Source organism: Rheinheimera sp. F8, from assembly GCF_001518915.1.
The window spans coordinates 3,898,682-3,922,437 of record NZ_CP013656.1; the positions used below are offsets into that span (position 1 = coordinate 3,898,682).

A 23,756-nucleotide genomic window follows, 5' to 3' on the forward strand; every position below is an offset into this window, starting at 1 on the left:
ATAAAATAGTGGCAGCAGGTAAATGACTCGCTGGCTGTAATAAGGATGTTAAAGAATGTCAGAGTACCAATTGGTTGAGAAACCGCTGCTAAAACAGCTTGTTAGTATGGGCTGGGACGTAACGGATTTAGGGCAAGGTGTGCCAACTGACCCAGCAACCAGCTTTCGTAGCTCTTTTCGTGAAGTCATTTTACAAGACATCTTCAAAAAAGCAGTGCGACGCATCAACACCACCGATGACGGTCAGCCATGGCTGACGGATAGTCAATTAGATGTATTGCTGAATGACGTGACTGACTTTGGTACTCATCAATTATTGGCGGCCAATGATGCCTTTATAGGCCGTTTGCACAAATGGCAGCTCGACCGAAATGAGCTGACTGGTGAGGAAGACCCAGTTGTTAAGCTGATTGACTTTGAAAACTGGAACAACAACATCTTCACTGCCATCAATCAGTTCCGTATTGACACACCAGGGTTAGGTAAAGAGCATATTCGCCCTGACATTGTATTGTTCGTCAATGGCTTGCCGCTGGTGGTTATTGAGTGTAAAGAGCAGTCACAACATTGTTCTAACCCCATGGCTGCAGGTATTGACCAATTGCGCCGTTATGCCGACTTACGTGAGCCTGAATATAGCAAACTGCGAGAAGGTGAGCCTGCGCTGTTTTTTACGAACCAGTTAATGATCAGCACCTACGGTGATGATTGCAAAGTGGGTACTATCACCTCAAACGAAGATTATTATTTCAACTGGAAAACTATTTACCCAGATTCGGCGCCCTATATCGCACCTGAAATCGGTGTTCATCGCAGTCAAGAGCAGTTAGTTCAGGGCATGCTTCACCCACAAAGATTACTAGATATTACCCGTTGCTTTACCCTATTTATGGATGGCGGAAACGGTGCACGTGTCAAAGTGATCTGCCGTTATCAACAATACCGAGCGGTGCAGAAAATTATTGAGCGTATGGAGCAAGGCGAAACTGGCATACAACGCTCAGGCGTGGTTTGGCATACTCAAGGAAGCGGAAAAAGCCTTACCATGGTGTTCTTGGTGCGTAAGCTGCGTCGACACTCAGTGCTGAAAAGCTACAAAGTGTTAATGGTGAATGACCGGAGTGACCTTGAAGAGCAACTCACGAATACCGCGGCGTTAATTGGCGATACCGTGGTTGAAATCAAGAGTACCAAGGATGCACGGGAAAAGCTGGCAAACGATACCTCAAACACCAATATGGTGATGGTGCATAAGTTTCGCGAGCAAGACAGCAGTTTCCTGCCTGAGTCGGTTCGTAAACTTTTATCGAAGAAACTGGCAGAGGCAAAAGAAGCTGGAGATGTTGCGCGCATTGAGGAGCTTGAAGCTGACTTTGATGCTGAAATTGTTATGCATCGACCGTTTGGTGTGATAAACGCCGGTGAAAAAGTACTGATTTTGGTCGATGAGGCACACCGCACCCAGCGAGGAGGTAAAGATAGGGCAAGCCTTTCTGATAACTTGTTTGATGCTTTTCCAAAATCAACCCGAGTGGCGTTTACTGGCACACCACTTATTGCAGATCATCACACTTATCCTACTTGGAAGCGCTTTGGTGTCAGTCAAGAAAAAGCCTATATCGACAAATACAAACTTCAGGATGCGGTGGATGATGGCGCGACGTTAAAAATCCTCTACGAAGGTAAAACCGCAGAAAGTGCGATCTACGACAAAGCGGGTTTTGATACCAAGTTTGAAGATCTGTTTGCTGACAGAACCGAAGAAGAGTTAAGAGCGATCCGTAAAAAATATGGTGCGGAAGGTGACATTCTTGAAGCCGAACAGCGCATTGAGGAAATTGCCGAGGATTTGGTTAAGCACTATCTGAGACAAATTTTGCCTGCAGGGTTTAAAGCGCAAGTAGTGTGTTCTTCCAAGCAAGCGGCTATTCATTACCAAACGTATATTGAAAAGGCGCTGGCGAAAGAAATCGAGCTGTACAAGAAGCAGCCTGCACAATCCATCGATAAAGCTTGGCTTGAACGCCTTGAGTTTTTGAAAACTGCAGTGGTTATTTCAAGTGATGATACCAATGAAGCTGCATCGTTCAGCTATGCGCGAAAGCAAGCCAAAGAACTAAAAGCAATTGATAGCTTTAAGAAGAAGTTTGACCACAGCAAGCCAAATACGGGTGTAGCATTTTTAATCGTTTGCGATATGTTGTTAACGGGTTTTGATGCGCCAATAGAGCAAGTAATGTATCTCGATAAAAAACTACGAGAGCACAACTTGCTTCAAACTATTGCCCGTGTAAACCGAACCGCGAAAGAAAAGCAGCGAGGCTATATTGTCGATTATATCGGCTTGGCTCATCACCTTAGAGAAGCGCTTTCGATGTACTCGCAAGATGACCAAGATGATATTTTGGAAAGCTTGCAAAACATTGACAGCGAAGTGCCTGTATTGGAAAGCCGATTTCGGCGTTTACTTCAGCTGTTTACCGAACTTAAAGTCCACAACATTGAGGCCTTTGTGAATCAAAAACTAGGCGTCGATCAGCATTATCAGGTGCAACTTCAGGCAATTGCTGTTTTAGAAGATCCACGTCAGCGTGACAGCTTCAACGTGTTCTTGAAGAAGTTTCTCCAGAGCATGGACATCATTATGCCAAACTCCTTGGCTGATCCATACAAAACACCGATGTACCAGTTTGTGCATATTCAAGCGAAGGCGCGTCAGCGTTACCAAGATGACAGCATGAATTTTCAGGGCGTTGGCGCGAAAATACGCAATCTTGTGAATGAACACCTGATTAGCCTTGGAATTAACCCAAAGGTTAAGCCCATTGATTTGTTCAGTGAAGCCTTTATGACGTATTGGGGCAAAGAGCCGGATGTGCAGGCGCAGGCTAGTGAGATGGAACATGCTATCCGCAAACATTGTAAAGTGAATGCGGATGACGACCCAGTTTTCTACAAAAAAATGAGTGAAAAGCTGGATGAAGTGATCAAAAAGCACTCCGGCAATTGGGAAAAAATGATCCTTGAGTTGAGTGCGTTGCGACAAGAAATTGACTCTGGACGCGGCCCAAATGCTCAAGTCTCAGATCCATTTTTTGATTTGATTGTTAGCATCGCATTCCCTGATAGCGAACCCGTTACACCACTGGATAAAGTGAATGCTTGCGTCGAAGCCATTATGGAAGAACTTGGTGAAAATATTAGTAGTCTCGACTTCTGGGAGCGTGATGACTTAGTTTCCGAACTTAGAGGGCGCATCAAAAAACGCTTTATTCTCAGCAAAGTGCCGCAGCTGAAAGATGCGCATGAAAAACTAACGACTGAGGTCGTAGCGCTAGCGCGTAGACGGGAGCAAATGCTTTTGTCGGATCATGAGCAGACACTCAAAATTGAGAGTTTGATTGACGCTATAAAAGATTTGAAGCTGGCAGGTTCTTTGGAAGACGAGCGGCAAGTTTTGGACATGCTTAAATATTCGGTATGTGGAACAGAGCTGTATCTGTCCAGCCAACTTGAACAGTATGAACAGTTCATTCGAGTTGCTTCAGTAACTGTTCGCACTGACATCGACGTACCTAGTGCGGTTGAAGCTCAGTCAGCAGATAGCACCATGCCTTATGAAGTGAAAACTGAATATGATCTCATGTCAGCACTGTCGCAAGAGGCTCTGTCAGACATTGTTGCCGCTCTTCAGGATGAATTAACCATTGAGGGGCTTGGTGCTCCACTGATTGCTCTAAAGCAGACTAGAAGAGGAAGCCAAGATTTTGATGTTGTAGGCTTTTTGCAGCAATCTGTAGTTGCGGGGGTTGTTGGCAACTTTGCTTATCACGTTGCTGTAGCCACTTTTAAGAAGCTGGTTAAGCGTGTTTCGGATTTACCACAAATGTTACCAGGTGCGATGGAAAAAAGCCGAGTGAAGAGAGAGCGAATAGAACCAACTTACAACGCATTCGAAGTGAAATCTAAAAAGGAAATAGAAGAAGCTGTTGAAGCGCGAAGAACGTTGAAAAAAGACCAGCTGCACTAATATGCAATACAAAGATATTCAGTACAGCTTGAAACAAAGTAAGCGAAAGACAACGAGCATACTCATTGAACGCGATGGGAGTGTCACTGTACTTGCTCCAGAAAGCTACGATATTGAAAAAGTACAAAGCATCATCGAGGAAAAGCGGAGCTGGATATACCGAAATCTAGCTGAATGGGAAGATCTCAATCGTACCCGAGTGGAACGGGAGTTTGTAAGCGGTGAGGGATTTCCGTATTTGGGAAGCAATTATCGATTAAAGCTTGTTAACGAGCAGAAAGAAGATTTAATCCTGAAAAATGGCTACTTTTTAATGCGTCGTGATAAAGCAGAGCATGGCAGTGATCTATTCAAGAATTTCTATCGCACTAAAGGGTTGATGAGGATAACTAAGCGCGTCGCGCATTATGCGCCCAAACTAGGTGTTGAATATCGTGCTATTCGTGTGATGGATCTTCAACATCATTGGGCTTCGTGCACCCCTAAAGGTGACTTGAACTTTCACTGGCGTTGTTTAATGGCCCCTCTCTCCGTTTTGGATTACATTGTTGTTCATGAGCTGGCGCATCTAGTCCACCTAAATCATGGTCCTGCGTTCTGGAATCTAGTTGATAAAATCTTGCCTTCCTATTCAAAGCAAATCGCCTGGTTAAAGCACAATGGTGCCGGATTAGATTTGTAATAAACCCGACGATTATTGCAACGACTGAGATTGCAGCGCGGTTGAAATTTTGCGCTGCATACTGCCTTCCAGACGTTGATCAAATTTTGATGTCAAAAGCGTCATTCATGACATAGCAACAAAAATTTTGCTCCCAAACCGGATAGACGTCTAAAGCCTCTTCTATTCTGAAATACCCATAGCTGGTCTGAAACACGCCCACCCCAAAATCAAAATCTAAGTCTTTGACCAGCTCGGCATAGGGGCCAATACCTGCATAGCAAAAGTTGGTGATGTACAAAATGTGCCATTCAGCGCCTTTGCGCTTCAGCATGATTTCAACCGGATGGAAGCCACCATTTTCTGCGCTGTAGTCTGGGTCCCTGAAATTCAGAGTGACGCTGGTTTTTCCGGTAAGGTCTTTGCCTTTCAGTGCATCTTTGATGATGTCGGTTAGTTTGCTGGTGACAGGCAGTGGTAGGTCGTTTGTTGTAATAACCATGGTAAAAGTCCTTAAAATAAAAATGCCCGCTTTAACAGCAGGCATTTGAGTGGTTTAACTGAATTAAAAAATTAGTGAAGCGGTATGAGATGTTTGACTTGGGTTATCAGCGCGATGAAGGCCTCTGAGTTTTCACTCACAAAACCCACAATACAGGTTTTACGCTGCTTCAAAGCCCACCTCCAAAACTCACAGAACTAATTTTTGTGCGTTTTGAGGGTTGCAGTGCTACTTTTTCTGAGCCCGTTTTTCACCCGCTTTAACTGACGTGATGGCCAGTATGTGCGTATCCAGCTCGCCCTTTTCGACCGCCTGAATAATGGTGTTAATCACATCAGGTAGCTGTTCTTTTGGCCCCACATCAATCGCAGTTTTGCCTTTTTCCAGCTCAATAGCTTTGAGGCCTACCTTGATTTCGATGTAGTAGTGTTCGTTGCTGTCGTAATACCAAGGCCGGACTGAGCGGCGTTTACGAATGGTTTTACGCTCGCCAGTTTCAGGGTCTTTGACTGACTTTTCCCGAAAGGCCTCGAATGGGGTTTTGTCGAGCATGGCTTTGGCCATGGTCAGTTGTTCTTCTAGCCGATCAATCAGCTTCATGCGTTTGCCTAAAATAGGTGGCTTGGCTTCGATTTTTGGACGGTCGATCACCTTGAGCGTGCTCAATAATGTAGTCATGGTAGTTTCCTTAAATGTTTGGTGTAAGCGTTGTGGCTATTTGATAAAGCCAATCGCTTGGGGTGGTTGCTTGCGTTGGTTTTCGTCGCGAAGCAGGCCGATGGCCATATCGCGTAGATTGGTTTTATTGGCCTCGCAGAACTTCAGGCGTCTTGCGAGAATGGCGAAATCGCCGGGGGTTAACTGCTTGAGTAAACTCAGCGCTGACAGCTCATCGTCAGACAGCGTTCTAACGCTCAGCGTGCGCTTGTACAGCGTTTTGACTTGCTCAGCATTCAAGTAGTCACAGAACAACTTGAAGTCAAAGCGGCGCATTACAGCACGGTCTAACAGCGTGTCGTAGTTCGTCGCTGCAAAGAGCGGCTGCTCAAAGCTCTCAAGCTGCGTCAGCAGTTCGTTGACGAGCTGAAGCTCATGCTGCGATCGCAGTCTGTCTCTGCTAGTCAGTAAGCTATCTACTTCATCCAGCAGTAGTATTTGCTGCTCTGCTGTCGCCTCTTCAAAAATACGGGCGACATTCTGCTCACTTTCTCCGACGTATTTACTCAGTACATCAGAACAACGGATTTGCTTCAGTGGCATGTCATGTTGCTCGGCCAAATAATGGGCATAGGCAGTTTTGCCAGTACCAGGGGGGCCACACAGTAATACCCGTATCGAGTCTTGCTGGCGGATAGCCTGTGTAATGTGGTCCTTACTAATCGGGTCGCCCCGAATATTCAATAAGACGGGGTCAAAGCGCAGTTGCTGCTGGTACTTGGGTTTACTATCCCAAAGGCTGGCAGCGCTTAAGCTATTTTCTACCACCTCATCGATGATGCGTTCTGCCTCTTGGTGTTTGGCATCAACCCGCCTTGCCACATGGCCAGCATTTTGAATCAGAGCTGGTGTCATATGCTCAATACCGCACAGCCTACGGATATAGTCATCCGGTAATGCCATACCTTTAAATGTCTGCCCCGCGATTTTGCGAAGGTCTGCTTTTTCAGGGGCAGGCATGGGAACCACCAACTTAAAACGTCGGATAAAGCTGGTTTCCAGCTCTGCGGCGTAATTGGTGATCCAGATGCATGGCACTTGGTTTTGCTCAAGCAGGCGCTGCATACTGTCTTTGCTGTAGCTGGTGTCTGAACTACTGAACATGTCTTCGCATTCATCTATCACCAGCATGGTATTGGGGGTTGCCGCCAGCATCTGTTGCAAGGTAGATAACATTTTTACCCGCTGATTACTGGCATGACGGGCACCAAACTCGTTATCTACTTGTCCAGCGTCAAAGCGCAGATTTCGCACTTCATAAAGCTGGCAACCACAGGCTTTAGCGAGGCTTCGCACCAGTTCAGTTTTACCTGTGCCGGGTTCACCATGGATAAGCAGGCTAATACCACTATCCCCCTTGGCCATGGCGTTTTGGCAGTAGCGCTGCATCAGGTCGGTATTGGCCTGACTAAACGACGATAAATCAAAGGTTGCGGGTGGCGCTTCAAACAACAGGGTTTGCAGTAAGTCACCTTTACTTTGCACCAGTGAGCCACTAAGGCGCAGCAGTATTGGCCTTGCAATGGTCATCTTGGCGGGTTCCCACTCTTCGAAGCTTTGCTGAAGCAGGCCTTGGTCTACCAGCAGTGCTAAGGCATTTTTCAGATCAGAAAGTGGCATGTCACACTGTTCGGCCAATACCGCGCAGCTATCAATGTTTACCCCCTCACATTCCAAGTTGCCCAATACCGCTGTCAGCCCCGCATTGAGATTTACCACCGCAACAAATTCCAACACCATGGCAAACTTGCTGTCGATACCGTACAAACTGCATAAGCGTCGACAATTGGCTTTTAAGGCCTCCGTCTGTTTTGGGTATGGGTCTGAGATGGCTAAAGCGTCCAGCATTTGGCTGGTTGGCATCTGACGTGTCGTTAGATTCGAGATAAAACACATGCGGTTGAGCATACTGGGGCTTAGCAGCTCACTATCGGAATCATCGATGTATTCCCGCACAATCATCGAACAAAACTGAGACGACAGATAAGGGTAATGCAAACTGGCGTTACGTCTCATCGGTTGTGGCTCCGGTAGTTCAGGATGGCAGCGGCTTGCTGCATAAACTCATGGTCACGCTTGTCGTAGATGGTGGTGGTGCTGATACTGGCGTGTCCGGCCATCTGTCGCACTGTGTTGATGTCGACGTTCTGCGACAACAAGCGGGTAATAAAGGTACGGCGTAAGTCATGAGGGGAAACATTCGCCACCCCCACAGCTTCGAGCTTTTGCCGGATAAGCCTATAGACAGTTGATGCATTCATGGCTTCAGTCGGCTTTACCTTGCCACTGCTATAGACCGAGCACAGCAGATACCCCTCACCATTGCCCCTGATTTTTAGCCATGCTTGCAGGTACTCAAGGCTCCATTCGGGGAGGTAGACCACACGGCTTTTATTGCCCTTACCATGGCGCACCAACAGGGTTTTATTGGGCTTGTCATAGTCTTTCAGGGTTAATGCCACCAGTTCGCTACGACGAAGGCCAGTCCCCAGCAGCAGTGCAAAGACCAGCAAGTTCCGATAGCCAATCGGCGATAAATCGGCTCTTAGCTGGTAAAACAGCTGTTCGACTTGCTTTGTGGATAAGGCGGTGCCTTGGTGTTCGCCGTGCTTGATTTGCTGGATGGCCTCCAGCTGCGCCAAGGTCTGCTGTGTCACATGGCCAGTCAAAACAGCCACTTTGACAATCCCCCGGATCGCAATCATGGCTCTGTTAATAGAACGGGCGCTCCAGCCAGCGGCCTGCATCTGCTGACGCAACACCATGGCCTGTTGATAGTCTAATTGTGCAAAACGCTGTGCTCGCTCAGCTTCGTCCCATCCCATTAGCTTCCCCAGGCTATTCAGCTGCGAGCTGATAGAGCGGCGACTATTGGGCGATAAACGGCTGATATACAGCGTGTACGGACATGCTGTACTCATAAAGTACTCCGGTATGTAAGTGATTTAAGTGATTGATTTATCGGTAGGAAACTGCTGAAAAGCAGTGCTACACCAAGGTAGCACTGGCTCTGGAGGGATTAAAAGGGGTATTTAGGTAGCGGTTTGATGAGATTTAAAATGCTCAATTAAATAGAGCAACGCATCGTTTTGCGTCTTAACCGGCTGGCCATTCGATAATTGATACTCTTGGTTGGTCAGGTCTTGGACAACATGGTCAAATTTGTCTTTAGTGCTCTGCAGCAACTCAATTTTTGTTTTGGTCACCGACCGAGTTTTATTTAAAATTCTGATTACTTTGAATATTTCCAGAATATGGGTGTGTTGATTGAGAAGTGCTGTGATGTTTTTTGCTACTTCTGCTTTTTCTGCGTCGTTTCGGGTCTTTATTAATTTTCCCAGTTTTTTGAATTCTGACGCTAATTCCGCATCGTCAATCCCAGCTTGTTGAATGGCTGTCTTAATAATATCTTTGCTGTTGAGTAGTGTTTTAGGCGTCAGAGTCTTAAGCTCGACCTGCTTTTGTGCCGCTTTTTTTAGCTTGGATTTTTTAAAGACCTTTGATTGCACTTTATCCAGCACTTTTTTGGCAAGAGGTCTTGCCTTTAACTGCGTTCCTTTTTTAGTCATACACTTACATCTCTTATAGTGGTCAGAAGTTAGTTATAGCCACCAGAGAAATGAGTTACCTCAGAATTTTTCTGAGGTAACTCGCGTACAGCAGTTATTCAAACTTGGGCTTGCCGAACAGTTTCTGGCCGTTGGCCTTAAACTGGTCTTGTACTGACTCCATACCGCGAGGCCAGGTTGTTTCAAACGGTTTTTGCCGCGCCTTGATATCCTGTCGAGCCTTGTCACTGACGGTGCTAAAATCGCCGAACCAGATTTGGCTGTGGCGCTGAACCAATGTTTCTAAAATTTTGCCAAGTTCCTTGTTGTCGAAATACTCCAGTTCTGCAACTTCTAGCATTTTCTTGAAATAAGAAAGTTCAGATTTGTTGTCTTTCAGAATGCGAAGTACGGTGGTCAAGCCAACATCTCGCACGCAGTGAAGCAGCCATGGGTTTAGGCTTTGTTTCTGCAACGTCGTAAGGTCGTAACATTTCAGCCGGCTTGGTAAGTCCATTTCTTTAATTTTAGCCTGCAAGAGACTTGCTTTGATATTAGGCCGGACACGCAGTTCAGCACGTGTAATATCTTCATCTTCCTTGGTGTAACAACACAACTGCACGTCGCTTTTCGGATTTCCGGCGTACAGAGTTTGTGGTTCACCATCAGGGCCAAAGACGCGGCATGATGAACGGGCGCCAATGAGTGTGAAAGCTAATTTCGATAACGGTGTTTTACCGTCTACAGCAAAATCGATCCGAGTCACTGTGACATGTTGCGCAGCATCGATATCCGGCGCAAGAATGTGCAGCCAGCGATGACACTCATACAAATCTCCGGCGTTGTATGGATGGCCATTTAACGTGATACGTAAAAAGGCTTTTTTCGGTGAATAGGGCGCAACTTGCATATACAGATGTTTCGCCCCGACTTCTTTCGACTCGACAGCATAAAGACCAATCGGAATTTTAAAACCCAGCCGGTAACCACCGTGCCCCTTGCTGTACTTAAAGAGTGTCAAATACTGGCGAAGAAACAAAATCAATGAACAGCAGTTTTTCCACACCAGCGTCACCATGTCTTCAGGGACCTGAACAGTAAAGTCGAGTTTGTCGACATGAACATTCAGCTTGTTGTCTTTTGTTTTAGCCATGTTATTTCACCTCGCCGGAAAATTTCAGCGGGCGCTTTTTCAAAGTCAGTTGCCAGTGCAGCCGAGTTTCTTCGTCCGTACAGGCAAGAACCGCCTGTAACACTTGGGTCAGAAAATCTGGTGATGTGACATCAAGCGTTTTGATTTTTTGTGTGAACTGAATTGCTTGCGGATTTACGTTTGGAGTGTTCATGGTTTTTTCCTTGCTCAATTCTGGGTAAAGGCCGGCGATGATTGTTTCAACCAGCTCTCGGGTTAATTTGCGTTTGGGGATTACAGGACCGCCGATCTGCTCTTGTAACTTGCGCCACACTGCTTTGCACTGCTTCACCTTCAGGCGGTTCAGGGGCTCAAGGGCGTGGAAGGAATAATCCATACGCACGCCGTCTTCACCGGCAACGCTGTAGGCGATGCTTGCTTTAACCGCCGTCCGGCGCATGCTCGGATATGCCTCTTCGCCGAACTCAGATTCGATGCACGCTTTAAATGAGTCGTAACCCAAAGCTAACCAGCACTCCGCTTTATAAAAGCGGAATAACAAAAGATTGAGGTTGGAGATGTTGCGCCGGATATCGCTCAGTAACTCTGCTGCGGCGGCTTTAATGTCAGTACTGTGTACTTTCAAAGTACGCACGCGCAGTTGGCTATCCGGCGGAAGACTGGCAACCAACATCTTGAGTTGCGTTTGATTTTGTTTCATGCAGATCCTCTTTGATCAAAAGTTAAAAGCGGTGCCGGTTTTGGCACTGCTCCTGAATTGATTTACAGTTCGCAAAAAGTAGGAATTCGCAGAAATACCGCGCGACCGGCGGTCAATACGCAAAGCTCGTGCTGTAACAAGGGATAGCCTTTTATCCTCGCTTCCTGCGCTCTAAATGGACTCTCTGCACCGGCGGTGGCGTCTTACAACTAGTTGAATAAGCGGATAAAGCTGATTGAAAAGACACAGAGCTTGATCAAGAGATCATTACGCTGTGCGCGTGCTGACAGCAGCTGTTTCGCGCTGGTAGTTTTGCTATTGAGTGAGTGTTGATGCACCGGCGGTGATGGCTAACAGCTGGTATTTAAGTGCTTAGGATGTGAATGTGTGTTCGTCTCAGTTACTTTGTTCGTCAGTGACGAATTCGTCACTCGCACTGCACAGAACAGCGATCATTTTGCGAAAACCGGCGAACACATTTGCTGATTCTGAACACATCTCACTGTGTTACTAATCTCATGTTGTGATCTGAGAGTGTGATCTACTAAGTGATCAATGAATGGCTATCAGTGCATAAAACTACATCTGTCTGATTGTGGAATATCTCTGTAGTAACTCTCTTATTAGAGCAACAGATAGATTAGATACCGGCGGATAGAGTCTGTGTGGTGACACAGTAGAGCGGCGGACCGGCTTCCAGGCATCAACGTTTGGCTGGTTTGATACATCTATCGGGTGGTTCGGCGGGTAGAAATTGGCGAGTTTATTGTGAATGAATGCGGCAGAGAAAACGCCGGTCAGGTGCTCCGGAGCATCATAATTCAGTGTCCTGTGCTTTTTGGAGCCCACCCAATCGGTGCGTTATAAATTAGAGGTAGAATTGACCTGACGGTCTGTTATGTGTCCAATCCCTAGCTTAAAAGGCTGCTATTTTTGAGATTTCAACGATCAGTTTTATGATCACTACTCCAACAAAGGAGTAGTAATGAAAAACAACTTTATCCAGTACGACAGACCAACCAGACTTCGAAAGGCAATTTTAAAAATGAAGGCCGATGACCTTAGTGCTCCACCGGTTACGGTTGGAGATGTGGTTAAACTGTGGCCATTTCTCAGCCCTAGCGGACTTTGCCCTCGTTCAATTGCTGAAATTGCAAACAGTCCTGATGTAGATGAACCTACGTTTCTGAGTTTTATGAAATTGATGAACAGCTATTTATAAAAACACAGTTTTCAACTGAGTCCAGTCGTTCATAGTTGCTATTCAGAGTGACTTCGGAAGCCTGAAGTCTTCACTTCAGGCGATAGCCTGGCCGGAAGCAATACTTTGAATACAAACATCGAGTTTTCAAGTGTCGATGTTAGTCGGCCACCCGCAGCCCAGAGTCGTTCTTGTAGATTTTTAAGTCCAAAGCCTTCTGTTGCTGGAGTCTGCTCATTCACATCTCGGGTGCCAACATCATTTTCAACTGTCAGATAACAAATACCACCTTTGACTTCAAGACTTAGGCGACACCAGCTTGCATTGGCGTGTTTAGCAACGTTGGTCAGCGCCTCTTGTGCGGCCCGATAAAGCAGAACTTTTACCGGTTCAGGCAGAGCTTCAGCGCTGTTATCAATTTGGTGACTGTAGTTGATGTCGGCATGACTGAGCATCTCTGGCAGTGGGCCTTGAGTTAGGCTGGCTATAAGTCCTCTTTCTTCCAGTAAACGCGGCGTGAGCTGATGCATTAATCGATAGATAGAGTCGTATAAGGTGTCGACTGTTGCGCTGAGCTTGTCCAAGCGTTCGTTGGGTTCTTGCCGTTGCAGCGCTTTGATTTGCAGTTTGAGACCAGTCGCCACCTGACCGAGTTCGTCGTGGAGTTCGTTGGATACGACCTTGCGCTCATATTCGAGCACGCTGGAAAACTTCTCAGATAGTTGCTGATTGCGGATAGCGAGTTCAGTCTGTTGCGCCGCTTGTTGCCTAAGGTCTCGGGTCAGACTTTGCTGCGTTGACATCAAGGATCCAAACAGCAGGATTGCAATGTTGAGTAGCAATACAAATGCCTGTAACTGTTGCATGGTTAGGGTGCCTGACTGGCCATACAAGGTAAAAGCAGTCGCAAAGTTGAGCGTCGTTAATGCAATCACAGCGCCGGTCCAGCCGGTTAAATAACAGAGCATGGCGGCGGGAAACAGACTCAACGATAATACTAGATAGAGCGCATCCGGTTCGGCACGAAACAGGAAAAAAGCCAAAACTATCAGCAGTAATAGGCTCGCTGCTTTCCATCGTTTGGCTGGAGTTTTCCACTCTTTGCGTTGTTGCCGCCAGAACTGCCACACGCCAAGCAGCGGAATACCCAGCAAGAAAATACCAATCTGATTGCCACAGATAAATGCCCACCATATTGAGAGCTTTTGTTCCGCTGGAATGTTCTGGTAAAACGGCGTAAACCACATCAGCGAAGTTGCACTGACCACTGATTCCCACAGCATGAGCGTAAGCAACAGCAGCACATACTTTGTTTTGTGCAACTGAGTGACAGGCCAGTGAACCTTAAACCAGAAGGCTACAAGAATCACCAAGCCTTGCTTCGTGCCAAATCTCAGTACTGCGCCCCAGACCTCAGGAAGGACATTGCCATAGCCAATCGTGATACTGCGCTGGCAAAAAAACTCAGTGACAATCAACGTCGGCCAATATCGCCACGGAACTATTAACAACACAGCAAGGCGCAGGCCAGCTGGCATGAACCACGCAGACCAGCCCTGATGGGTAAAGAAGTTGCGGGAGAAAAAATAGAAACATAAAAAAGCCGTACCATACAGCAGCACCACAGCCAGATGTCCCAACATCAGTTCAGCGGCGTTGTCGGTACGGAAAAATTCCTTTTTGTATTGTTCCCACATTTGCTAAAGTCTTGTCAGTTGCTTCCAAGGATGAGTGTGACACATGCCCTGGTCAGTATTAGTAGTTGATGACCATCCTATTGTGCGGGATGGGTTCTGTCATCTGTTTGATTCAATTGGCGATTATCAATCCATCGCGCAAGCAGGTAGTGGTAAAGAAGCGCTGAATCAAGCGAGTCTGCAAAGTTTTAATCTGATTCTGGTAGATCATTCATTGCCCGATATCAAAGGCCCTGAGCTTATCAAGGCGCTGAAACTAAGTCAGCCGCAAGCCTATTTTGTCATGGTTTCGATTTACGATAACAATCCTTATGTGCAACAGGCCGAAGAGGCCGGTGTGCATGCTTACCTGTCAAAACGCACCGCTGCTGATGAATTGCCCCTGGCACTGGAGCGCATCACACAGGGCGAATTTTTCTTAAGCAGTGACGTGGCCCGCAACCTGAAGCAACGTGAGCGAGCCCAGAAGCAGGCGGGGCTCGACAAACTGACCAGTCGAGAGCAACAAGTCTTCAGCCTGCTGGCCCGCGGTTATTGCGTCAAGACTGCGGCACGAGAACTCGATTTAAACGACAAAACTGTTCATACCCATCGTGCCAATATCTGCCAGAAGCTGGGAGTGCAGAGCGACTATCAGTTACTGCAGCTGGCGCTGAAGTTTGGCTTGCTAGAACTCAGTGTACTGACGGACTAAGCACAGCGATTATTGTTTGTCACAGGTAGCCGTTGCTCAGAATAATTCTGATACCAGCTACGATTTATTCCGGCTTTTATATGAAGCGAGGCTTTTAGTGTGCATACATCTGTTCGCAATCAAAGATGTATGCCATGGTCGACCAAGTTATTCAGCAAATTCATGCAATTGAAAGTCAGTATCAGCATGATGTATCCGTCATTCAGGCATTGGAAGGGAAGTTAGAGACGCTGGCTAGCGGCCCATCTCTCTATAATCTGAACTTCCTGTTGTACCGCAATCACTTTCGCACCAAGCATGCGGCCAAGCTCAAGATAAAGCGCCCGCGAATTTTACTGGGGCTGATTAACTACGACGTGTATCCAAATTTTCAGAGTATTGGCCTGCTGATTTACGCCGATGTGGTGTCACTGTCAGTACCGCATTTAGTACAAGGGCGAGCTGACCGACTGGCTTTTGACATTTCCATAGATGACCTTGCAGAAGCCATCCAGCGCTTACCTGCCGGTTTTACACCTGAGTATTATTTCGACCCACAAGCTTGTGGTGCCAGCATAGCGCCGAAAGGACTGGAGCGATTGCCATTTCCCTCGGTTGCCGGGGTCTGCCACACCTTTCGTGGCTTGCACTGTGAATATCTGGCGAAACTCTTTGATGTTGTAGCTCCTGTGTCTTCGGCTTTTGTGCCGCTTTATCAATCATTGATGGCGGATAAAACGGTGCTGAGCCTGCCATTTGGTGCGAACTGGGGTTCGTTTCATTATTCAACAGGTCAGTACAACCTGAGTAAAGACATTGATTTGATTGTGAGTTTTGGTGAGAGCCCAAGAGCTGAATATGGTGGCTGGCGCGATGTGGCCATGCAGTTAGCGCATGATTTCGCAAAGCAGTATGCCAACCAATATAAGGTTGTTTTTGTCAGTGGTGTTTCGCATCAGGAATACAGTCAGTTACTGGCGCGCAGTAAAATCGGGCTGAACGTCGTTGGGTTTAATGGGCCTTATAACTACCGCAGTTGTGAGCTGATGAACCATCAAGTTGCGCTATTGCAGCTTGATGTGGACTTTGGTTTACCACAGATGCAAATGGCCGATTACTTTGTGCCGGGGCAAGAGTATATCGCCTGTGATGTCGGTAACTTCAGTGAAACGCTACTGCGCTATCTGCAACAACCTGCTTTGATTACCAAAATAGCAACGGCAGGCCGGGCTCGGTTGGAGCGGGAATATTCTTATGAAGCGATCCAGCGGCAGTTAGGTGCTGCCATTGGCCAACTGGATTTTACTGCGGTCACTGCTGCCAGGCAGGATGCAGCCTCTCAACGTCCATGTCGCTTGGCGATGCTGGCGACTTCGCCGCAAGGCCATACCCTCAAGCACCAGATTTTCGCCCGTGAAGTAGTCGAGGGCTTTGATGAAACTAGTCCGCGAGCTATCCGGCAGCTCATCATCGCGCTGCCCATGTTAAAACAGGATTTACAACGGCCTTTGCTGGAGCAATCCCAACAAACTTTGTTGCGTCGGCTCGTCTGCCTGTCTTTACTCGATGGTATCGAGACTTTAAGCATGTTGCTGCCGCAGCATTCGAGAGTATTAAGTGACGAATGGACATTAATTTGCTGGCGTGCGAATAGTGGGTATCCCAACATAGATGACCTTCAAAGCCTGCTGTTTATCCTCATCCAATCACCGCCTGAAGCTGAGCAGTTTCCTGACTATCACAATGCCCCTTATCCGTTTTTATTCAGCGACAGCGATATGGAAGCTGAAGAGGCCAGAAAACGATTACTTGATATGCCCTATTGTCTGGTTGGTGGCGACCGTGTGCAGCAGAAAATGCTGCAGCGCGATTATATGGTGTGGTGGTGTCAGCGATTGCTTGATTCGGCTGAGCCGAAATCAGCCTGATTCAAATGCGAAAAGACGAATCGTCCTAAATCAGAAACAAAGCAGTGGCATCCCTCAAAAAGTTCTGGCATGTTGGCAGGTAGTATAAAATTGATTTCAATCGACAATACGTAATATTTCTAATGTCGCTGAGAATGCATCAGCAGCACGAAGTCAGATTAAAAATACTGACTATGCAAGAGAAACAGCTGAATTGACGCGACGTCAAATCTTAGCGCAAGCGAATCAACGCCCAGGGGCAGCATTAAGTCTGCTGAATTGACAATGATGCAATGACAGAGATATGCATGTTAATTCAGCTGCCGAGATTAATTTCGCACGTTAACTTAAAATGCTTCAAAAACGAGTGTTAATCGTTTTGGTGCTCACTCAGAAAGCACGTTAACAATTATTAAAATGCTTTTTATTGGTTACTGAAAATATTGAATTCACAGATAAGGAATGTTGATGAGTGATTTGAGAAATGTGTTTATAAGCCATGTCCACAAAGATGATCATGGATTACAAAAGCTGAAAGATCTGTTGTCCCCGAAAGGAATTTATATGAGAGACTCGTCCATTCATACAGGGAAATTTAACAATGCAACAGATGAACATTATATCAAAACTCAGATTTTAGCTCCGGCAATAAATTGGGCTGGTATATTTATTTGCTACGTAACTCCAGAGACAAAGAACAGTGAATGGGTAAACTGGGAAATTGAATATGCTGCCAAGCAAGGCAAACGAATTATAGGTGTTTGGGAGCATGGACAAAAGGACTGTGAGCTACCAGAGGCCCTAAAAGAATATGCGGATGCTATGGTCGGTTGGAGCGGTGATTCGATTGTAAACGCCATAAACGGAGTTGACCGCTGGGAGAAAACTGACGGTGGTGATTATGGTGCTGTACCCCTGAAAAGGCATCCTTGCTAATGGCAAAAATTTATTCATATGTAGTCCGATATGATAGCGGCTTTGCTCCAAACCCGTTTTATAACTACTGCACTCTCGCAACCTGTAAGCCTCCGATAAGAAAGAGCGCGTCTGTAGGTGATTGGATTTTGGGAAGCGGTAGTAATGACAGAAAAGTACGACGCGGTGGACGCTTAGTTTATGCAATGAAAGTTACAGAAATCATGTCATTTGATGACTATAGCCGAGATGCTCGCTTTCAAATAAAAAAACCATATAGAAATGGCAGTCGCAAACAGAGCTGCGGGGATAACATTTACTATCGAGAGACGCCGCTTTTAAAATGGAATCAGCTCGATTCTTTCCATTCAGATAACAATGGTCAACTGAACCCAAATCACGTAAGACGTGACACTGCCGTAAATAGAGTGCTTGTAAGCGACCATTATGTGTATTTTGGTGGAGAAGGTCCAAAAATTCCCAAAGAGTTAGTTGACTCAAAAGGCCGTAGTATTTGTAAGTCAGGGGTTGGATTTACTGCATTTAATGATTTGCAGCTACTAGCATCTTTTGAACAATGGCTTGGGAGTCTTGGCGTCAACGGGTATCAGGGAGCTCCATTTGAGTGGTTGAGTTTGAGGAAGTCAAAATGAAGAGAGAGGGATTTCTTTTATTTTCGGAGTATGAAAATCAAGTTGCTCCAACAGATATCCTTAAAAAGGATGATTTGAATCCAATTCTACAAGGCCTGTACGGTGAAGTTGGCGGTATTATGTCAACAGCCAAAAAGCTTGTTCGTGACAAAAATGCATACCCAGGGTTTAGGCATGCTGCAGAGGAAGAATTCGGTGATACTTTATGGTACCTGGCAGCAATTTGCAGGCGACTCGACATCCCCCTTCAGGATGTTTTTTCCGGAGCAGTATCCTGTGACGAATTTTCTAAAGTTGGTGCTTTAAGTGATCTTTCAAGAGGTGGTATTGCATACATCTCGATGCCTAGTGGTGAACCCATAAGCCTCGAGAATAGCTTGGTTAGGCTTGGTAAATCAGCTGCAACTATGCTCGGTACGAAACCACTTTTCAACGAATTAGTTGAATTTGCGCGAGCTTATCTAGATGCTATTCATGCAGCAGAACTTGCATTTTCTGAAGTTGCACGACTGAATATAAAAAAAGCAAGAGGTGCTTTTCTTGAGCCTAAGGCCGAAGATTTAATTGGATTAGACTTTGACTGTGGATATAGTGAAGATGAGCAGCTACCTAAATTGCTGAAGATAAAGATAAGTCAACGTAGAAGTGGTAAAAGTTACTTACAGCTAAACGGTGTATTTATTGGCGATCCTTTAACAGACAACATAGCTGACCAAGATGGCTATCGCTTTCACGATGTTTTTCATTTGGCATATGTTGCTATATTACATTGGTCTCCAGTTATTCGTGCATTGATTAAACATAAAAGAAAAAGCAATGCGAAATGTGATGAAGAACAAGATAGTGGTCGGGCCATAGTCGTCGAGGAAGGACTAACTGCATGGATTTTTACTAAAGCGAAAGAGCTAAATTTTTTTGAAGGGCAAGAACGAGTTCCTTTAGGAATTTTAAAGACGATAAGTGAGTTTGTAAGCGGTTACGAGGTTGAAAAGTGTCCGCTAAAATTGTGGGAAAAAGCTATTCTTGAAGGATATGAAGTGTTCCGCCAAATAAAAATTAATAATGGGGGATGGGTTATATGCGATCGTGAGCTGCGAACAATTCGATATGAATCGGTAGGGAAATAAAAATGTTACACCCGCTTGTTGAACAAGTAGCCTCGCTGCAATTTGATAATTGCTTTAATCCATATTCAGATCGCTGCCAAGTCTATGATAAGTACGATGCACCGAGGATACGCGCTTTGATGTTATCTGCAATGCTCAATAAAGCTATTGAAGAACCAGTCGATGCTATTTGGGTAGGTAGAGATCTCGGATATCGTGGTGGCAGAAGAACCGGTCTTGCACTCACAGATGAGGTTAATATAATTCAACATGCTAAACGATGGAATATAGAGTTGCCTAACGAGAGACCTACCCTAGGAGATGCTGTGGCAGAGAGAACTGCTGCAATATTATGGGGAATGCTTAATCGAATTGATTCACGAATTTTTCTCTGGAACGTTTTTCCCCTTCACCCCCATGAATCTGGTCAGCCCTTTTCGAATAGACAACATAATTCTCAAGAACGTAGGGCTGGGGAAGAAATTTTAAGAGAATTAATAATATTACTTCGACCTAATCGGATTGTTGCAATTGGTAATGATGCTGCAACCGCCGTACAAAGACTCACCAGAAACCAACAAGTTATCTCCGTACGGCATCCAAGCTACGGAGGCCAGACTAAATTTGAAACTCAAATATCTGAACTTTATAAAATTGTCTCTCGCTAAACTATCAACAATTTCGTATTTGCAAACCGTCTGCTGTAATTAACGTTAATACATTAATAAAAATACCAGGATTAATTTAAAACTTTAGAAAAAAATTAGGTTAGTAAAACATATGAACATTTGAAGAATATTTATTTTAATGACGCTAGCACTGAAAATAATGCATGCTGAATTGTAGTCAAATCAGATTGTTCATCACAAATTTGATCAATATATGCCCTAGCTTCTTTCGGAAAATTATCACTATCAAAATATCCTTCGTCCAATAGCTTAGTGTAAATTTGTTTACTTGCATATCCTGTTGCACCGATTGGTAACAATAACAAACCATGAAATTTCGCTATTTCAAATTCCTTGAGCAAACCATCCGCTATAACGACTTCTCCATCTTTTAACTTGTTTCCAAATAGAAAAATAGCTATGCCTGCATGTGAAATCATGTCAGTGCGGTAATCATGCCAAACTTCAGCTATGGGTCGAGCACCAACAGCAGACTGAGGAAATGGTCTAAGTATTAGCTGTTCAGAATCCAAACGTTGTCCATTCATATAAACATGCTCTAGTACCCCAGTAATTACTGAACTACCGACACCCAATCCAAAGCCAGAAACAATTTTAAAGTCCAATTTGGCTATGTCTTTTGCTAGTGAATAAATGAAATTTTCGGCAGTAGATGAGTTCCACCTAGCATATTCATGTGCAGAACCGGAAATGAAAATTGTTTTTCTTCTGTATGCCCATTCTAACTGTCGAAGAATGTTCGTTATTTCTAGGTAACTAGTTACGAATATTGTCTTGATACCAAAACGTAATAAATCCTGCGTAAAAAGCTCTTGTTTTCTTCTTCGGTATTCTGTATCAGCTTCAGCTTCATCAGGCTTCGGGTCGACGATTTTTTGAATACAATAATGCTGTCGTTGATCTTTGGAGTATGCAACGCGTACACGGCTTAATATGTAATCTAAGTTTGGGTCTGTAAAACTAAAACCTAAAAACAAAAAAGTTTTCGAGACAAGATCACCACTGAGAGCAGTTATAAATGGCTGCATATTAATATGATATGATTCATAGTCATCTTTTGTTAGTACGGCCTCGTCGGGATGTTCTATATCTCCATGCATCTTATATACAATGGCGTTGCGTCCTCGCTTGGTAAAACTTAATTGTTTTACTCTGTGTTTTACATCAGGATTCTTTCCGTTTTCTATCAAAGATTTTTCAATCAGCTTATCATAATTAGTTGTCCAATAAGTGGATATTGGAAGTCTCGCAAGTATCTTATGATTATCTGTAACATCGGCATTTGCAGACAGTTCATTAATAAGTAACTGATTTAATTTACCTCGATTAGCTAGGTTGGAGTTGCAGTGGTACTGTGCTAAAGCCACTAAATCAGTTTCTCTCTCAATTTCAAGTTCGAGTTCTTCTGCGATAGGACGAAGCAACTCAGACCAACTAACAAATCCAGCAGGTGCAGATAGGCCCGCGCCTGCGAAGATAGCTAGATTATCTTCTGCTAGATCTTTCAGTAGTTCATTCAAAAGTCTTTGGCGTTGTTGGTCAGTAATTGCTTTTAACATATAAATCCATTTTTAATTTAAATTCCAGCGAAGTAAATGTTTCTTCGAATTGTATATTTTTGTTATTCGAGTCTCACATAAAAACCACGTTAAATGTAAAATAAATAGTCTTTAATATAGTTGTGTTTTTCTCAATTACTAAACTGGGCCTGTAAGTAGCCGCCGTTTTTCATTTAGAATTTTCATTTTAACTTACCCGCTTTTTAGACTAAATTCAATAAAATATAAATATTTGTTTTGATTTAGAGTTGCAATATAGAAAAATATTTCTCCACATTTGGAGGCGGAAAAGTTACTAATTTTTCTTTTTTAGTCTTCCATTCGAAAGTGTTCAATCTCGGCTTTAGCATAGAATTTTTTTGCTAATGGGCAGTAGCCACTAGAACCTCAGCATATAACTATTTTCACGATCAGTTAGCGGCGATAGACATTAGGGGAGACCAGTTTTGAGTGCAAATCAACATGCTTGAGTATGTGTGGAAATTGAGCAGCTTTTGACGTCGCTAACTGCGTAATATGCGCATAATGTTCATGTAATACGCTCTTTGGGGGAGCGATATGAACATCACATTAGGCAGTGAGTTTGAAAAACGCATTAACGAAAAGGTTGCGTCAGGTTGTATACCTCAGCCAGCGAGGTTATTCGCGACGGTCTACGATTATTGTTTGAAAAAGACATGTTTAAGATGCAACAGTTGGATGTTTTGCGGCCGGAAGTTGCAAGTGGCTTTGAACAGCTATCTGCTGGTGAACATTCGCCAAAGAGTGCGCTGGATATTTTTGACGAAGTGAACCAGAGCATGAATGGCTAAATAACTGATTTTAATTGTGCTACACCAAAACTGAGCGTTGGACAGAAAATTGGTTTTCGGCGGAATCGGCTACTACCCAAGAAAATATGGGAATCCGAATTCTACATCCCCGCAATCGCCGCGTTGCATGACCTCGGCATGAATGTAGCGGTATTTTGCACAGTTATTTAGTTATCGTCTTTCTCGGCTGGCTGAGACAGACCTTCGGGAAATTTCCCCGGTGACAATTACCAATTGGGGTAGCATTCAGGCCAGGGCATATTTAGAGTGCTTGGACAGAAAAATGCTGGCGCTAGCTGATAACCCAGACTCAGGCCCAGAGCGTGCAGAAATTTATTAATCGCCACCTATGACAACCGCATTCTTTCATGTCAACTTATAACTTAAGGGGACTTATTGATTAAGGACTTATTGATGCAAATAGAAGAAATTGCCGAGTATGTCTGGTTACATAGCAAAGAGATTGAATTTGGCGATAGCCATCAATGGGACGAAAACCTGTTTTTAGCTGAATGGGCCAAAAATAAACCTTTCGCGACTCAATGGAGAAATGCAGCCGCTGGGTGGTATTGGTTTCTGGTAGATATGAATTACGAAGAACTCCATGATGTTGTGAAACCGCCATCGCTTCCCCAAAAGGGCTGCAATATCGGGTTGCTAACCCACAGTAACATGGAGGTATTTGGTGAAACTCTGCTTTGTTCTGACTCGTCGGGAATCACTGTTATTTATAACGGGCATGAAGCAAATGTTACTTCACGTATCCGCTCTCATTTTGCGCTCAACAACAACAAAACTGGAGCACTTGGGCTTAGTCATTATCCCTTGAGCAATAGAAAATGGTTTGTTCGTTACTTCTCATCAAATTGTTTTACAGACATTTTGGAGAATGACAGGTTACGAGTTGAGTTATTGATGAACTCGAAATCTGGGCGTTGTGCTGTAGAACACGCATGGCGGGTAAATCATGGCTGGCCGGTTTTGTGCAAAGAATAATAATTATTTTAATAATTATTATTGGAACTATCAAAACAGTATCTTTATTTTTCAGTGGAGCTAAACATAATTTCTTGCACATTGCTGACCAACAGTTACATGCGTACTTACTGTGACACAGTTCATGGCATTTATTGACCTAAGCTAAATAACTGTGCGAAATACTGCTGTATTCTTGCGAGGCCTTGTGGTCTGGTTCTCGCAGGTATGTGAATCGCGCATTCCACGGGCTACTGT

Annotated in this window: 20 protein-coding genes and 1 pseudogene; 12 read left to right on the forward strand and 9 right to left on the reverse strand. The window is 44.8% G+C overall.

The genetic code is table 11. From position 1 onward, the window contains the following. Window positions 1-55: 55 nt before the first annotated feature. Complete coding sequence (locus ATY27_RS17345) at window positions 56-4,030, forward strand: type I restriction endonuclease (protein WP_208931848.1); 3,975 nt, start codon at window positions 56-58, stop codon at window positions 4,028-4,030. A gap of 1 nt (window position 4,031) precedes the next feature. Beyond that, window positions 4,032-4,712 carry a SprT family zinc-dependent metalloprotease gene (locus ATY27_RS17350; protein ID WP_208931849.1) on the forward strand — a complete coding sequence of 227 codons (681 nt, stop codon included), beginning with the start codon at window positions 4,032-4,034 and terminating at the stop codon, window positions 4,710-4,712. Between the two features lie 79 nt (window positions 4,713-4,791). On the opposite strand, the gene ATY27_RS17355 is transcribed toward ATY27_RS17350, so the two are convergent. The 7 genes from ATY27_RS17355 to ATY27_RS17385 form a co-directional block, all read right to left on the reverse strand. Next, window positions 4,792-5,193 (reverse strand): DUF2787 family protein, encoded by a 402-nt coding sequence (locus tag ATY27_RS17355; protein WP_208931850.1) that lies wholly within the window; start codon window positions 5,191-5,193, stop codon window positions 4,792-4,794. Window positions 5,194-5,421: 228 nt separating this feature from the next. Then, window positions 5,422-5,871, reverse strand: coding sequence for a DUF6641 family protein (locus ATY27_RS17360; RefSeq protein ID WP_208931851.1), 450 nt, complete (start codon window positions 5,869-5,871; stop codon window positions 5,422-5,424). A 36-nt stretch (window positions 5,872-5,907) separates the two neighbouring features. Beyond that, a complete protein-coding gene (locus ATY27_RS17365; RefSeq protein WP_208931852.1) occupies window positions 5,908-7,926 on the reverse strand; it encodes an AAA family ATPase in 2,019 nt (672 codons plus the stop codon). After that, window positions 7,923-8,831, reverse strand: coding sequence for a tyrosine-type recombinase/integrase (locus tag ATY27_RS17370; RefSeq protein WP_208931853.1), 909 nt, complete (start codon window positions 8,829-8,831; stop codon window positions 7,923-7,925). The genes ATY27_RS17365 and ATY27_RS17370 overlap by 4 nt, the downstream gene beginning before the upstream one ends. A 111-nt stretch (window positions 8,832-8,942) precedes the next feature. After that, complete coding sequence (locus tag ATY27_RS17375) at window positions 8,943-9,479, reverse strand: hypothetical protein (protein WP_208931854.1); 537 nt, start codon at window positions 9,477-9,479, stop codon at window positions 8,943-8,945. Between the two features lie 94 nt (window positions 9,480-9,573). After that, window positions 9,574-10,611 carry a hypothetical protein gene (locus ATY27_RS17380; RefSeq protein WP_208931855.1) on the reverse strand — a complete coding sequence of 346 codons (1,038 nt, stop codon included), beginning with the start codon at window positions 10,609-10,611 and terminating at the stop codon, window positions 9,574-9,576. 1 nt (window position 10,612) lies between these two features. Further along, on the reverse strand, window positions 10,613-11,311 hold the full coding sequence (locus ATY27_RS17385; RefSeq protein WP_208931856.1) for a hypothetical protein: 699 nt from the start codon (window positions 11,309-11,311) through the stop codon (window positions 10,613-10,615). A 985-nt stretch (window positions 11,312-12,296) separates the two neighbouring features. Between ATY27_RS17385 and ATY27_RS17390 the strand changes: the two genes are divergently transcribed. After that, a complete protein-coding gene (locus ATY27_RS17390; protein ID WP_208931857.1) occupies window positions 12,297-12,533 on the forward strand; it encodes a hypothetical protein in 237 nt (78 codons plus the stop codon). 38 nt (window positions 12,534-12,571) lie between these two features. On the opposite strand, the gene ATY27_RS17395 is transcribed toward ATY27_RS17390, so the two are convergent. Continuing rightward, on the reverse strand, window positions 12,572-14,209 hold the full coding sequence (locus ATY27_RS17395) for an MASE1 domain-containing protein (RefSeq protein ID WP_208931858.1): 1,638 nt from the start codon (window positions 14,207-14,209) through the stop codon (window positions 12,572-12,574). Between the two features lie 43 nt (window positions 14,210-14,252). On the opposite strand from ATY27_RS17395, the gene ATY27_RS17400 reads away from it, so the two are divergent. From ATY27_RS17400 to ATY27_RS17430, 7 genes and pseudogenes are all read left to right on the forward strand, one after another. Then, entirely contained in the window at window positions 14,253-14,903 is a 651-nt protein-coding gene (locus tag ATY27_RS17400) for a response regulator transcription factor (RefSeq protein WP_208931859.1), read from the forward strand. A gap of 134 nt (window positions 14,904-15,037) precedes the next feature. Beyond that, a complete protein-coding gene (locus ATY27_RS17405) occupies window positions 15,038-16,810 on the forward strand; it encodes a glycosyltransferase (RefSeq protein WP_208931860.1) in 1,773 nt (590 codons plus the stop codon). A gap of 82 nt (window positions 16,811-16,892) precedes the next feature. Further along, window positions 16,893-17,072, forward strand: a pseudogene (locus ATY27_RS17410) (flagellin); the annotation flags it as partial. Window positions 17,073-17,257: 185 nt separating this feature from the next. After that, on the forward strand, window positions 17,258-17,725 hold the full coding sequence (locus ATY27_RS17415; protein ID WP_208931861.1) for a TIR domain-containing protein: 468 nt from the start codon (window positions 17,258-17,260) through the stop codon (window positions 17,723-17,725). Continuing rightward, window positions 17,725-18,357, forward strand: a complete 633-nt coding sequence (locus tag ATY27_RS17420) for a hypothetical protein (protein WP_208931862.1) — start codon at window positions 17,725-17,727, stop codon at window positions 18,355-18,357. Before ATY27_RS17415 ends, ATY27_RS17420 begins: the two co-directional genes overlap by 1 nt. After that, window positions 18,354-19,484 (forward strand): nucleoside triphosphate pyrophosphohydrolase family protein, encoded by a 1,131-nt coding sequence (locus ATY27_RS17425; RefSeq protein ID WP_208931863.1) that lies wholly within the window; start codon window positions 18,354-18,356, stop codon window positions 19,482-19,484. Before ATY27_RS17420 ends, ATY27_RS17425 begins: the two co-directional genes overlap by 4 nt. A 2-nt stretch (window positions 19,485-19,486) precedes the next feature. Beyond that, window positions 19,487-20,131 carry a uracil-DNA glycosylase gene (locus tag ATY27_RS17430; RefSeq protein ID WP_208931864.1) on the forward strand — a complete coding sequence of 215 codons (645 nt, stop codon included), beginning with the start codon at window positions 19,487-19,489 and terminating at the stop codon, window positions 20,129-20,131. A 131-nt stretch (window positions 20,132-20,262) separates the two neighbouring features. Here the strand turns inward: ATY27_RS17430 and ATY27_RS17435 are convergent, their stop codons facing one another. Continuing rightward, window positions 20,263-21,711, reverse strand: coding sequence for an SIR2 family protein (locus tag ATY27_RS17435; RefSeq protein WP_208931866.1), 1,449 nt, complete (start codon window positions 21,709-21,711; stop codon window positions 20,263-20,265). A 617-nt stretch (window positions 21,712-22,328) separates the two neighbouring features. Here ATY27_RS17435 and ATY27_RS20035 point away from each other — a divergent pair. Then, window positions 22,329-22,523 (forward strand): type II toxin-antitoxin system ParD family antitoxin, encoded by a 195-nt coding sequence (locus tag ATY27_RS20035; RefSeq protein ID WP_208931868.1) that lies wholly within the window; start codon window positions 22,329-22,331, stop codon window positions 22,521-22,523. 414 nt (window positions 22,524-22,937) lie between these two features. Further along, entirely contained in the window at window positions 22,938-23,519 is a 582-nt protein-coding gene (locus ATY27_RS17450; RefSeq protein ID WP_208931870.1) for a hypothetical protein, read from the forward strand. The last annotated feature ends 237 nt before the right edge of the window (window positions 23,520-23,756 follow it).